General features: G+C 24.7%; 11 protein-coding genes and 2 tRNA genes. 8 read left to right on the top strand and 5 right to left on the bottom strand.

Annotated elements, in window-relative coordinates:
- Positions 1-9 precede the first annotated feature (9 nt).
- Positions 10-1,110, top strand: coding sequence for a hypothetical protein (locus HA146_RS07055; protein WP_209108860.1), 1,101 nt, complete (start codon positions 10-12; stop codon positions 1,108-1,110).
- A gap of 146 nt (positions 1,111-1,256) precedes the next feature.
- Positions 1,257-2,093 carry an FkbM family methyltransferase gene (locus HA146_RS07050; protein ID WP_209108859.1) on the top strand — a complete coding sequence of 279 codons (837 nt, stop codon included), beginning with the start codon at positions 1,257-1,259 and terminating at the stop codon, positions 2,091-2,093.
- 33 nt (positions 2,094-2,126) lie between these two features.
- Here the strand turns inward: HA146_RS07050 and HA146_RS07045 are convergent, their stop codons facing one another.
- The 5 genes from HA146_RS07045 to HA146_RS07025 form a co-directional block, all read right to left on the bottom strand.
- A complete protein-coding gene (locus tag HA146_RS07045) occupies positions 2,127-2,951 on the bottom strand; it encodes a formyltransferase family protein (protein ID WP_209108858.1) in 825 nt (274 codons plus the stop codon).
- A gap of 13 nt (positions 2,952-2,964) precedes the next feature.
- The gene (locus HA146_RS07040; RefSeq protein ID WP_209108857.1) at positions 2,965-3,750 is read right to left on the bottom strand and encodes a polysaccharide deacetylase family protein; all 786 of its coding nucleotides are present in this window, start codon (positions 3,748-3,750) and stop codon (positions 2,965-2,967) included.
- A gap of 222 nt (positions 3,751-3,972) precedes the next feature.
- On the bottom strand, positions 3,973-5,187 hold the full coding sequence (locus HA146_RS07035; RefSeq protein WP_209108856.1) for a polysaccharide pyruvyl transferase family protein: 1,215 nt from the start codon (positions 5,185-5,187) through the stop codon (positions 3,973-3,975).
- A 10-nt stretch (positions 5,188-5,197) separates the two neighbouring features.
- A complete protein-coding gene (locus tag HA146_RS07030; protein WP_209108855.1) occupies positions 5,198-6,517 on the bottom strand; it encodes an oligosaccharide flippase family protein in 1,320 nt (439 codons plus the stop codon).
- A 6-nt stretch (positions 6,518-6,523) separates the two neighbouring features.
- On the bottom strand, positions 6,524-7,504 hold the full coding sequence (locus HA146_RS07025) for a glycosyltransferase (protein WP_209108854.1): 981 nt from the start codon (positions 7,502-7,504) through the stop codon (positions 6,524-6,526).
- Positions 7,505-7,722: 218 nt separating this feature from the next.
- Here HA146_RS07025 and HA146_RS07020 point away from each other — a divergent pair, with 218 nt between their 5' ends.
- The 6 genes from HA146_RS07020 (at position 7,723) to HA146_RS06995 (ending at position 11,740) form a co-directional block, all read left to right on the top strand.
- On the top strand, positions 7,723-8,544 hold the full coding sequence (locus tag HA146_RS07020) for a hypothetical protein (RefSeq protein WP_209108853.1): 822 nt from the start codon (positions 7,723-7,725) through the stop codon (positions 8,542-8,544).
- A 618-nt stretch (positions 8,545-9,162) separates the two neighbouring features.
- Positions 9,163-9,235: transfer RNA gene (locus tag HA146_RS07015), tRNA-Ala, on the top strand.
- A gap of 238 nt (positions 9,236-9,473) precedes the next feature.
- Positions 9,474-10,115, top strand: coding sequence for a hypothetical protein (locus HA146_RS07010; RefSeq protein ID WP_209108852.1), 642 nt, complete (start codon positions 9,474-9,476; stop codon positions 10,113-10,115).
- Between the two features lie 168 nt (positions 10,116-10,283).
- A tRNA-OTHER gene (locus HA146_RS07005) sits at positions 10,284-10,350 on the top strand.
- Positions 10,351-10,437: 87 nt separating this feature from the next.
- The gene (locus HA146_RS09740) at positions 10,438-10,704 is read left to right on the top strand and encodes a polysaccharide biosynthesis C-terminal domain-containing protein (protein WP_209108851.1); all 267 of its coding nucleotides are present in this window, start codon (positions 10,438-10,440) and stop codon (positions 10,702-10,704) included.
- A gap of 64 nt (positions 10,705-10,768) precedes the next feature.
- Positions 10,769-11,740: a nitroreductase family protein gene (locus HA146_RS06995; protein WP_209108850.1), complete on the top strand. Its 972-nt coding sequence runs from the start codon at positions 10,769-10,771 to the stop codon at positions 11,738-11,740.
- Positions 11,741-11,818: the final 78 nt, after the last annotated feature.

The following is an 11,818-nucleotide window of genomic DNA, read 5'->3' as shown; positions in this document are numbered from 1 at the left end:
CATATTGTTATGTCAAGTTATTTTCTAAACAGAATTCATAAATATGAGAATAATTATAATTCTAATTCTGCTAATTGGTTATTAAAAAAGAGTGAAAAGTTTGTAAATAAACTCTTTAGTTATGTGAGGATTCAGAATTTTTTTATTCCAAGATTAAATCTTTCGAAAGAAATCAACAAAATTTGTCCTCTAAATTTTGATATTTTTATGAGTGAAAATAGTAGTAGCCCTTTTGATATAGAAATAAAAAAAACCTTATTAAGGATAGAATTTAGATATAAATTTGAATCGCAAATCTTACTAAAAAAATTAGTTATTCAAGCTGCAAGAATCAAATCCACGCCATTTGATCTTGAAAAATATAAATATATTTCTCCGTTATATCCAATAATTCACTTCCCCAATGATTATTCTGAAGAAGGTGGATTACATAATGATTATATGAGTGTAGATCTATATGGCACAAGAGTTATTTGGTTGCCATTAACAGATTATGAATATCCTGGAATTATTACTAAAGGAAACTATTTTAATTTTGTTGCACAATATTTAGGTTTAAAAATTGCTCATAAAATCTTTAGAAAAAGTAAAAATATTAATTTGAGAAACAAACATAAAGCAGGCGAATGGATAATTTGGAACGATACTTTTTTTCATAAAGGGATTATCAATACGACCAAAAAAGTTGCCTGCGCATCTGTAGTTAGGTTCTCTAGAAGATTGACTAAGGAAACATTCTTAGAGATTGGTGATTTACTTAGAAGTAATCCTATTGATCCTTATTTATCAGAAACAAATGATTTTCTTGTTGATAAGGCAAAGGCCTTGTTTGAAAAAATAATTAAAAATATAAGTCTTGAATATAAGGGAGACGATAACTCGAATGATATTTATGGATATGTAAAATCAAATTTAAATAATTTTTCTAAAAAAGAAATTGCTTTTATTTTGCATATAGTTGAATATTCATTATCCTTGATTCTATTAAGAGTTACCACTAAATCTAAGATAAATTGGTTTCTTGAGGACAAATTTAATTCAAAAGTTTTGATCAAATTAATTTTTCAGAATAAGAAACTAATTGAGAAAATTAAATTAGAGTTAATATGAACTAATTATAAAATTTGAAAATAATTGAAATTTATAATTTATATTAATTAATTATTCTTTTGAGATACTATTTTTAAGTAATAATGAATTAGATAGTTGTATTATAGATTTATATTATTATTTTGAAAAATTTTATAGTTAAATAAATGAAACAAATATTAAAAAATATATTAATTAGAAGTTCTCCGAAAATGCTTAGGTTTATATATGAATTAATTGAAATCAAAAGAAGTTCTAATTTGAAATTAAAAAAAAGCATATGGGGATTTTCAATGTTCTCGCCTAATGATTTAATGAGCAAGGGAACGTTTGAAGAAATTGATACAAAATTTTTTAGAAAGATAATTAAAGATTATGAGTGCTTTGTCAATATTGGAGCAAATATTGGCTACTATTGTTTGCATGCATTGAGTCAAAATATAGAAACAATTGCCGTAGAGCCTAATCCTTTTAATTGTAAATTACTTATCCAAAATATTGAAATTAATGGTTTTTCTGAAAAGTTTTCTCTTTATCCTGTTGGAGCAGCCAAAAAAAATGGAATTGAGAAACTCTATGGTAATGGAACTGCAGCTTCGTTTGTTAAAGGATGGGCTAATGCAACTGTTGAAAATTATTCCTATCTTCCTCTATTATCAATTGATCAGATAACTAGTTCAATTAGGAATAAAAAAACATTGCTTTGGATGGATATTGAAGGTTATGAATTTGAAGCATTACTTGGTGCTAAACAATTCTTGGCAGAAAATCCCAAACCCAATCTTGTTATAGAAATAACTACTAATCAACATCAACCAAAAGGTTCATATTGGAATGAGAAATTTTTAAAAACATTTGAGCTCTTATGGTCGCTTGGCTATGATGCTTATTTTGTAAATAATCCAAATAAGAAAATTGATAAATCATTGATTTTTAATACTCATAAAAATAAAATTCCCTTAGACTCTTATAATTTTCTATTTATTCCTAAAAATAATACTTGATACAATTTAAAATTAATAACAATAATTTAAAATTTATTTTTTATCCCTTATTTTTTTAAATTCTTTATATCTAAAAATTATATATTCAATAATTCCAGGATTTTTATAAATTTGATTCGATAGGATAGGTTTTTGTTTTTTAAGATTTGGTAATTTTCCTTTAATACAGTCATCAACAACCTTCACAATTTCTTTTGAAATCATATTTAATAGCAAATAATCATTAGCTCTATAAGAAATGTTTACATCATATTTGATATATTCTCTTTTGATTATTGGTCCTGAGTCAACTCCTGAATTTATACAAAAAATACTATAGCCATTATAATCATCTTTATTTTTATATCTCGCCCAAAAGGTAGAATTAGAACCTCTAAACCAAGGTATAATTCCTGGATGAGAACCTATTATAATTTTAGAATAAATTAGATCTCTAATTTTTTTAGGTATCCAAAATGGAGTATGACAAACTAAAAAATAAGGATTTATAGATGATATAAATTTGACCACTTTTTGATTCCCATAATCATATGACTTTAAATTAACTATAGGTAAAGATAACTTTTCGGCTATCTCGAAAAGATCCTCCTGAGTAAATTCTTCATATAGTTCTTTTAGCATATTTTTATCTTTTCTCCCATCTATTAACTTATGTAAGATACTGGCAAATATTTGAGAAAACCTTTTGAAAACTCCATATTTACTAATAAGCGACTTTTCAAATTTTATTCTATTTTTTAACCCTTTATAGTTTCCAATTATTATCCCTGATGGAGGTGTATCTGATTTAACTAAAAGGTAAGCAGTATAGAAAGTAGATAACTCATTACTTATTAACAAAATATATTTTGAATTCATAAATTTGATATTTTTATTTTATTAATATTCTTGAATTAAGTTTTCTAAAATCAGCTTCTCTTTCTCTTTTGAATCTACCTGATTGATATCTTATTCTTTTTAAAGTCCAACCTTCTCCATTAATTATTCTTATAATTTGTTTTTTACCCATAGATTTGAATATACACAAGCGGCCATAAAAAACAGAATTTAAATTCCTAAAATACTCCCCTTGAAATGGTGTAGATGTATATATTTCCTTTAAATCAAATTCCTCCCCGCTAAGGGTAAGTAATGTACTTTTTGTGCATTCTCCTCCTGGAACAGAAAAAGTAGTTATCTTATCATTCAATAATTCTTCAAGTATTGATCTACTTTTATATATTTCGTATGCTATTTCGTCTTTATTTAATTTGCAAAATGGATTTGGATGAGTATGACTATGTGAACCTATCTGATGTCCCATTGAATGAATATACTTGATTTCCTCATAATTCAGAAAATTTTTTGAACCAATCTTAGATGTAATAATAAAGAAAATCCCCTTAATCCCTTGATCCTTTAAGAAATTAGCTAATAATAATGCGGAACCACCGCCATCATCACTTGTTATTTGAACAAAGTTCTTGTTCTCATGATTTGTAAAAAGCTTTTCAAAATTTATTCCATTTTTAATTGAAGCTTCAATACAGGATTTAAACTTTGAAAATGATAACAAATATTTCTCATCTTGATTCTTATTAAGTCCTCTTCTTTTTGACTCAATAAAATCATGAACTAAAATAACTCTATGTTTTTTTTTAGAGATATTAAAAGACAAATTACTTTTTATTTTTTTTAATATTTTACCTATTAATATTAAACATTTAAATCGAATGAATTACAAATTTATAAATTAATATCAATTAAAAAATTGATTATCAAAAATAATTAAAAGTTTTCAAAAATATTTAATAAAAAATCCCAAAAAAATAAAGCTTTTAAATATTTAATAAAATAAGAGGCTAAGTATTTTAATTATAAATTTTGTTAAAGATATCCTTTAATTAAAAAAATCATCATAAAGGGAAAGTGTGGAAATTTTCATCTCATCTCTGATCAATTTGTTTTTTCTATTTAAAATATCTTTGTAATATTTCTCATTTTCTAGAATATTGTCAACTCTAATTAGCAAATTATCTTTATTTATTTGATTACAATCGAGAACAAGATAATTATTCTCAAAAAAGAATTTGTTTATTCCCAAGGACTTTATGCTATAAGAAAGAATTATTGATGGAATATTTAAAGATAAAGCTGCAATAGTTGAATGTGTCCTAGCTCCTATAAAAATTTTAAAGTTAGATATTAAGTACTTAATTTCAACTGCGTTAAGTCTATTAGATACTAAGTAAACAGAAATATTTTCTTTTAAACATTCTTTCTGAATTCTTAATAAAAATTGGTAATCTTCATAAGGGTCATTCTTGCGGCAAAGGTGGGGAACTAAAACAACTTCCATATCATATTTAATTTTTAGTTCTTTAATAAATGATTTGATTATGCTTATTAGGTTAATTTTTCTGTTAGAGAATTTTTCAATTAGTGGATTAACATTTATTCCAATAATATTTTTCTTATTTATTTCTCTTAATAGCAAATCAACCTCTGATGACTTTTCATGTAATAAAGTGAAAGCCGGATCAAATGATAATTTTATATTATTTAATCCAATTTTTTCTTTAAGATATTTATATGAAATTTCCTCACGTACATAAATCATTTTCATTTTTGATAAATGTTTTTTTATTTTAGGAATTAAAAAATACTTTCTTTCAAAAGGTCCAACAGATGCTCCCCATAAAATAAGGGGCTTATTTAATTTATGAGCAAGTTGATCTTGATAGATTACATAATTAGGGATGTTGTAATCAAGAGAATAATTATCACCTCCAATAGAGAGAAAAGCATCTACGTTTTCACAAATATTTAGTAGATATTTAGGATAATGATATTTAATTTCATATTTACTTAAATTCCCTAGTCTCTGTATCCTCCAAACCAATTTTAGATAATTAGGAATTTTATATTTTATAAATTCAACACCATATTCTTTTGCTGCTGGCCACTGTTCTATATCCCATTTAATATTTTTACTAGGTACGATAAATTTTAGTGAGCTATCGTGTTTTTTTAATAATCGAATAGTAGACCTTACAATAGCTTCGCAACCTCTATTCTTAAAAGTATGATGACCTGTGAGGTAAATTTTTCTCATAATAGTATTTCTATTTCAAAGGAATTATTAGTTTATGCACCTTACTTAGAATAAAAGAAGAATTAATATTTAACAAATTTTTTGATTTATTCCAAAGGATAAAGCCTCTTAATAAAGAAGATATTAAAGTTGAAATTGCTGCTCCATTTATTCCAATTATTGGAATTAATACTAAGCCAAATATGGTTCCAATTAGCAAAGTTATCCCACAATAAAAAATAGAAACTTTTTCATTACCACTCATGTTTATTATTGAACCTACTGAACCAAAAAAAGAGTTAACTAATGGCGTTAGTAAAATTAAGAAAACAGTTGTTTTCGGTAAAATAAAAAAACTTCCAAAAAATAAGCCAATAAATTTTTCGTAAAAAATAAAGATTATTAAGCTTGTTGCTATAGCATAAATAAAAGCAAATTTATTACTTGTTAAAGCAATATTTTCGATTTTATTAATTTCTTTATTACTAAATCCCTTTGCAAATCTGGGCTGTACTATTTTGTTTATAGAATCTAAAGCTAAGCCTGAAATAGCTGAGATTTGAACAGCAATTTTAAAGTTTGCTACAATTTCAGGTGCTTGGCAAAATCCTAAAATGATAATTGGCAATAATTTATCTACCAAGACAAAAATTTGAAATAGAATAAATGATGTTGATTCCTTTAGATTCCTAAGCATGTTTTTCATCAAATTAATTTTAAAAATTTTAAATTTGAATATTTTTCTTATTTGATAAAAAGAGTAAGTAAGGGTTATAAAAGCTGATAACGCAAATAAGAATATATAAGATGAGTAATTTTCTAAATTTATAAAAATTTTTAAAAAGAAAATTAATAAAATAAATATAAGATTTTGGAGCAAATTCTCCATTATTAATCCTTTCAGCTCGCCTCCAGATGATCTTATTATTGATGAAATTGAGTTAATAATTGATAAAAAAGGTGTTATGAATATTATTCCAAGGATAATTATGTTGAAATAATTTCCTAAAAAATTTGGTATTATCAATTTCAGAAAAAGAAAAGATACTAAAGAAAAAAGTAAATAAAATAAAATAATATATAAGTTTCTATTGATCAATTTATTAACCTCTACTGACCTATTCTTACTTAAGAATGATGATTTTTTTAAAAGAAAATAGGGGTAACCTATTAAGATTGGTAATCCTATAAATTTCACTAGAGATAAGGAAAATATATATTTTCCAAATTCCGCAGCACCAAGAAATCTGGCTAAAATAAAAATTAAGAAAAAATTTAAAGAAGAATAAATAATATTTAGAAATAGACTTAAGAAGTTTTTTTGATTTAAATTCTTTATTTCTAGCTCCATAATTTGTCAGCTCCTATAAGTTATTAGAGCTATAAATTTTATAATATCTAATATTATTGAAATTAAAGAAAATCTAATAAATTGAAAAAAATTTAATTTAAAGAAATTTATATTTTTCTTTGATGGTAGAATGATTAGCCTAAATAATATGTAAATTATTAATATAAATAGGAAAGTTATTTTTGAAATATGAGGTAAATAAAAAAGACTATTCTCATCCCATTTAGCAACTTTGTCATTCCAACTTAATGCGATCAATATTATAGAAATTGTCGAAAAAGATAAATAATAGAATCTTTGAAAAATTAGACTATTATTTAAACATGCGCTTGAATAATTTTTGTACCATTTTGTGCATAAATCTATAAAATTTAAGTCTTTTAAACCAATATAATTTAAAGGCATAACATTGATTTGTTTTATGTTTTTTTCGAATGCTAAACATCTGTGAATCCATTCTGAATCTTCACCGCTTCTTTTATTTGGAATAAAGAAGCCTATTTGATTTATTAATTTTTTTTCTATCAAAGTCCCAGGTAATGTATGGCGGGGTATATTTCCAAAAGTTGCAGCTATAAAGCATTTTTCAAATTCATTTAAACCTATATATCTTGTTCTCCCCAATATTCCCCTTAAGTTTTTTTCTTCCATTATTTTAATTGAAATTGATAACCAATTTTTTTCAGGTAAGGTATGAGAATCCAAAAAACAAAGATAATTAAAGCTACTTTTATCAATTCCAATATTCCTTGCTTCCCCAGGTAGAACAACCCTTCTAAAGAAAACTAGTTCTAATTTGATTTTTGTAATATTTTTCAGCAAAGATAAAACTCTTTTTTGTTCTAATTGATTAATATCAGAAATAACGCATATTATTTCACTTAAAAATTTATTATTTTCATCTAGTTTTTCAATTAAAAATTTAATTTCAGCAATTTCTTTATATAAACATCCAATTATTAAAGAAAATTCTTTTTTTATATTCATGTTTTTAATTTACTCTTTATGTAATTTAAGGCATAATTTGAATATTTACTTTAAATAAAATTATTTAACCTCATAAAAAATTATAATGTTCGATCTAATATTAAAACTAAAAAAGTATTCTTATTTTAAGAATACATTTTATATGTTTAATTGTTTTTGATTTTATAAAATTAAATTTTTTGTTAGAGTTGGTTTAATTAGATAAATTTTCTAATAAAGTGTTTGAAAAATTAAGAAGTAAAATTCCAATAGATATACTAAATAAAGAAATAGATCTTGAAAATTTTATTTCTAAGGCAAGAATAGAAATTGATAAAAACGGTTATTTTATTGCAAAAAAACTTATCAGTAATGAATGGTATCATTCTTGTCGCAAGGAAGCTATTGAATATTTTAATAAATATAGTTGTAAAAAGAATGATTTACCTACTGCCCTTCGTGGGAATGTTTCAGCTGGAATGGCAGATTTATTAGGATATGAAAAGAATACAGCTTGGCATTTATTTAGATATTGCGGTTTTAGATGGAATAAACCTAATATTGAGCTAATAAAAGTTCTCGAGACTTCACATTCTTTATCTAGAATTAGAAATGTAATCTATGGAAACGATTTGGAATATGGCGATTTTATTGAAGAGAATAATTTTTTTACATATACTTCATTAAGTCTTTATCCTTTAGGGGGAGGATTTTTGAATAAGCATATAGACTTCAAGCCTTCATGGAATATAAAACCTATGATTCACTTTAAAGTTGAATTAACACATAAGGGGAAGGATTATAATAATGGAGGTTTATATTTAACGGATAAATCAAATAATAGTATTTGTTTATCAGATTATGTTGATCCTACAGATATTATTTTCTTTGAAGGTAGTCAACCTCATGAAATAAAACCTACAGGGAGTGGCAAGCTAGGAAGAATCGCTTTTTTTGAAATACCTGCATCAGTAATTCCTTCCTCAAGAAAATGTATATATTCTGGCGATGGTATATCTTTTCCCAAAAAGGTACTTATTAAAATAATTAACTTACTATAATAGAAATCAAGAAGAGCATTAGGCAAAATTAATTCCTATTTTTTATAAATAAATTTTTGTTCGATAATTAAAAATTCTTTCTTTTCATTTAAAAATAGTTCTAATTTCCTAATAGCTTTTATTTATTGATTATTTACTTCTCAAAAACTCTTTGAACTAGAATCCTTATCATGATTTTTTTTAACTCTGGAGAGGATATAGCTAATTAATAAAAAGGAAAAAATTAGTAAAAATTTTAATTTATCTAAAAAAACTCTTCAAATTTTTTATTTAATCTCTTTTAAAAATCCTCACATTTTCGTTTTAATACTCACCTTCGAAATTAATTTCTCCTTAAACCTAACCTCTTTTCTTGGAAAAATATCTAATACAGACTCTTGTTAAAAGTCTCCCTTTAATTTTTCTTACTTCTATACTCCATACAAGACAAGCTTGACTATTTAAGAAGGCTCTTAATAGCGTTATAAAAGTACCAGAAAGCACTCTAAAACTTGTAAATCTCTATGTCCATTTTAGGAAGTAGATATTAATAATCAAACGATATAAACTAACATAGGAATTAGTGACGTTGAGAAAGAAATCTTTAAATAGATTGTTATAAAAGACGTTTCTAGATTTGGGGCCATAGCTCAGCTGGTAGAGCACCTGCATGGCATGCAGGGGGCCAGCGGTTCGAATCCGCTTGGCTCCATCAAGATTTTGCTTGTTATACCAATGAGTGTGATCAATAATTCGATAGGATAATAATGTACAAATATGGATAATTAAGGGTTCTCTGCGAGCTACTGTGCGAGCCCTTATCTCATATTTAGTAGCACTAATTGATATACCATGATTGGACGAACCGTCCATTGTAAATTTTAATACTATATTTTCGAACAGGGCTAGCTATTACTAGAATATTACTAGTAATTAATTTTTCGTTATTAATGACCATTTCTTTATCTAATAATTCTAAATCCTTATTTAGTAAATCTATAAATCTCGACCATAATAAATTTTTAATCAAAGAAGGTTTTGATCATTCTAAAATTAATGAAATCAATAAAAAAATTGAAATTATAAACTCTTCAATATTTAATATTGGTAATTCTATTTTAGATGTTGCAAAAAATCTATCTGAGATTAAGATCCTTTTTAAAAATACTAATTGGGTTAAGCTAACTGATTCAAGAGTTTTTTATTTAAGTGGTAGAAATTGTAGAGATTTAGCATCCGCGTATGAATCATGGTTATTTAAAACAAATATTCCTGAAACTATTTTGGCAGAATTATCATCAAGATCATTAGCTAAAATTGGTAATTTTGATTTGGTAAAAAGAAAAGAAATTATAGATCGTTTATTAGGTGGAGAGATATTTACCGAATCTGATTTGACAAAATTTTCTTCTGAAAAACAAAAACCTAATTTTGATTACAACCAAAAAATAAAAAAAGCAATGGATATTTGTCGTTCATTATCTAATGCTCAAAAACTAAGGAATTTTGAAAATATTATGATTATAAATATTAAACAAAAAGAAGAAATAATAAATTTAAAAAAAACTATTTCAGAACTTAAAAATAAATAGAAGAAATTCAAAATTAATTATTAAATAGAAAAATTCAGATAGTAATTATTTACTCATCATTAATGAAAGATAGAAAGAATAATAAGAGCAATTCTTTAAGGGATTTTTAATATTGTTTTTTCTGCGAGCTATTCTGCGAGCTAATCATTAAGAACAGCAGCTAAAACTAGCTATAGCTTGATTGGTGATCTGCATGGCATGCAGGGGGCCAGCGGTTCGAGTCCGCTTGGCTCCATCAAGGTTTTCATTAGTTATACTAATTAGTTTGACCAATTTATCATAACAAAACGATACGTTTTGATAAGGTAAAATATGGCAAAATATGCCCCCTCTGCGACCACCTCTGCGACCAGTAAGTCTTGCAAATAGCTATGAAAAAGTAATATTTTATTATTCTGGACTTTCTTTAATTATTGGAATTATACTAAATTTTCTTTTAATACCAAAAATAGGAATAAATGGAGCAGCTATTTTCTCTTTAATAGCAACTTTTATAAGAGTATTTGCATTTTGGAATAAATCATTTAAATTACTTAAAGTAAATACTTCATTTTTCTTTAGTGGGATATTCAAACTTTATAATCAATAATATTTTGAAAATTTATAATAATTCTAAGTTTTTTTTAAAGACTTTTTTAGTGAATATTGGATATATGAATTTTCTGAATAATACCTATAATTTATATGATAATGCAATATTTAGCTTGGCTTCTGCAAATAATTTTAAGCTTAATTATCAAAAAATGAATCAGGATGAATTAGTTGAATATATTACTTATAACTATCATAAATTAGAAAAAGGTCTTTCTTTAAAAAAAGTTAAACCAAATTTTGGTTCCGACTCAAAAGTAATAAGTAAAATTATAAAATTAACTGAATATTATATTGATAAGTTTGATTATCAAGATCCCATAGTAATTTCTGTATATGATGCATTAAACGATTATTTAATTTGGCATAAACAAAAAAAAATTGATATTTTGGAAAAACCACTTATCAAATTCATTGAAAAATATAAACATTTGAAATTAATAAAATCTGATCAGAAATATGGTGGTATTATTTCTCAAAATAAAAAAGACATTTTAGAAAAGATTACTTATTTAAATGAAGATTTTTTTAGAAGTAGAAGAAGTATAAGAAATTTTTCAGATATTGAAGTTGATAATAATTTGATAATGGAATGTGTTAATAAAGCACTTATTGGTACCCCTACAGTATGTAATAGAAATATTAATAAGGTCTATGTTATTGATGATTATTATAAAAGAAAACTTATTTTATCTTTGCAAAATGGTAATAAAGGATTTGGAATCCATGCCTCAAAAATATTAATAATAACTTCAAAATTAAACTGTTTTTTTCATCCTATTGAAAGAAGAGAACCATATATTTCTGGTGGTATGTTTTCAATGTCTTTATTATATGCTTTACACTCTAATTCTTTAGCTAGTTGTTGTTTAAATTGGGATGTATCTCCAGATAAAGATATAAAGTTAAAAAATATCTTAAGAATTAAAAATGAAAGCGTAATAATGCTTATTGCTTTAGGACACTATAAAGAAAAATTTAATGTAGCAGTAAGTAAAAAAAAGTGTTTGAAAAATGTTGTAAATTTTATTTAAAATAATTTAAACTTGGAAAAGTTTGTATAGAATTTTATTCCCTTTTTAAAAAATATATTTTCAAATTTAGAAATAATT

It is taken from the genome of Prochlorococcus marinus CUG1416 (assembly GCF_017695965.1).
Classification (GTDB): Bacteria; Cyanobacteriota; Cyanobacteriia; order PCC-6307; family Cyanobiaceae; genus Prochlorococcus_A.
This window is presented reverse-complemented; position numbering and strand designations above follow the sequence as displayed.